At 70.5% G+C, this 1353-nt stretch carries 3 protein-coding genes; 1 reads left to right on the forward strand and 2 read right to left on the reverse strand.

Annotated elements, in window-relative coordinates; genetic code table 11:
• A partial coding sequence (locus tag G7A99_RS19850) for a response regulator (RefSeq protein WP_163143495.1) occupies positions 1-700 on the forward strand: 700 nt, incomplete at its 5' end.
• Here the strand turns inward: G7A99_RS19850 and acpS are convergent.
• Both acpS and G7A99_RS19860 read right to left on the reverse strand, forming a co-directional pair.
• Complete coding sequence (gene acpS, locus G7A99_RS19855; RefSeq protein WP_018718381.1) at positions 680-1078, reverse strand: holo-ACP synthase; 399 nt, start codon at positions 1076-1078, stop codon at positions 680-682. The genes G7A99_RS19850 and acpS overlap by 21 nt on opposite strands.
• Positions 1075-1353: pyridoxine 5'-phosphate synthase (locus G7A99_RS19860; protein ID WP_205599947.1), on the reverse strand; the 279-nt coding region annotated here is incomplete at its 5' end. The genes acpS and G7A99_RS19860, both read right to left, overlap by 4 nt.

Genomic DNA, 1353 nt, shown 5'->3' on the forward strand with positions numbered 1-1353 from the left:
GGACGCGGCGGACGCCGAGGGAAACGCCCTGGATGGCGCGAACGTGCTCGTCGTCGATGACAACGAAATCAACCGCAAACTCATCACCACCATCGCCGCACGCAACGGCGTGCGGGTGGTGGAAGCCGGCGACGGTACCGCGGCAGTGGACGCGTGCCGCCACGAGTGGTTCGACACAGTCTTCATGGATATCCACATGCCGGGTATAAGTGGCGAGGAGGCGGCTCGACGGATCATCGCCAGCTACGACGGCCGGCGACCGCCGCGGATCATCGCACTCACCGCCAACGCCATGAGCGGAGAGCGCGAACGGCTGCTCGCCGCCGGGATGGACGACTGCCTGATCAAGCCGGTAACGGAGGTGCAGATTCTCGCCGCGATCGGCCGGGACGGCCCGGCACCGGAGCACTCGAGCGTTGATAACGACACCCGGAGCACGCTGCGGGAGATGATGCTCGACGAGCTTCCCGACCATCGCCAACGCATCGTCGCCGCCGTCGAGACCGGAGACCGGGCAACGCTGCGCGAGCACGTGCACAAGCTCCACGGCGCGGCCAGCGTATGCGGGCCGGAAGCCCTGCGCTCGGCTTGCGCCGAGCTGGAGGGACACCTCGTCGCCGGCGATGCTCAGGCGATACCGGGGGCGGTGGACGATCTGCTCGAAGCGATTGACACGGTCTCAGCCGACTCCCCCGCCTGAACCGCCCTCCAGCACGACGAAGGCGACAGCGTAGTCGCGCTCGTCCGAGATGCTAAGGTGACAGCGGAGGATGCCCCTGCGAACGGCGAGCGTCTGCGCCTCGCCCTCGAGCTGCAGCTGCGGCGCCCCGACCTCATCGTGACCGACACGCAGGTGCTGGAAGCTCAGGCCACGCCCGATACCCGTGCCGAAGGCCTTGGCCGCCGCCTCCTTGGCGGCGAAACGGCGGGCGGCGAAGGCCCCGAAGTCCGCCAGCGCCGCCCCCTCGTCGAGCTCCGCCGCGGTCAGCACCCGCCGCGCGAACCGGGTATCCGGGGCCCCGGCGAGGCGACGTATGCGCGCGACCGCGACGATGTCGGTGCCGATGCCGACGATCACGCCCCGCCCCGCACGGCGGCCCCGGTCATCAGACGCCGCATGTCGGCGACGGCGTCGGCGAGCCCGCTGAATACCGCCCGCGCGATGATCGCGTGGCCGATGTTGAGCTCGTGCATGCCGGGCAGCGCCGCGACCGCCTCGACGTTGTGGTAATGCAGGCCGTGACCGGCATTGACGGTGAGCCCGAGGCCCCGGGCGTAGGCGACGGCCTCCGCCACCCTGGCGAAGGTCCGCCGCGCGGTCTCCGGGTCCTGCGCATCCGCGTACTCCCCGGT

It is taken from the genome of Arhodomonas sp. KWT (assembly GCF_010993615.1).